Below are 300 nucleotides of genomic sequence, written 5' to 3'. Positions count from 1 at the left end.
TTCGGCCCTCCACGGGGTCTTACCCCCGCTTCAGCCTGCCCACGGATAGCTCACCCGGCTTCGCGTCCGCGGCGCGGGACTCAAGTCGCCCTGTTAAGGCTCGCTTTCGCTACGGCTCCCTTTCGGTTAACCTCGCCCCGCGCCAGCGACTCGCTGGCTCATTCTACAAAAGGCACGCCGTCACACCATTAAAGGTGCTCCGACTGCTCGTGGGCGCACGGTTTCAGGTACTGTTTCACTCCCCTCCCGGGGTGCTTTTCACCTTTCCCTCACGGTACTGGTGCGCTATCGGTCACAGGG

1 rRNA gene is annotated in these 300 nt (G+C 63.0%); it reads right to left on the bottom strand.

The features are described 5' to 3' along the window. Positions 1 to 300, bottom strand: a 23S ribosomal RNA gene (locus tag ACTNBB_RS09170); the annotation flags it as partial.

It is taken from the genome of Collinsella sp. HCP28S3_B9 (assembly GCF_052066095.1).
Lineage (GTDB): Bacteria > Actinomycetota > Coriobacteriia > Coriobacteriales > Coriobacteriaceae > Collinsella.
The sequence above is the reverse complement of the archived record's forward strand: the minus strand, read 5'-3'. Positions and strand labels throughout refer to the sequence as shown.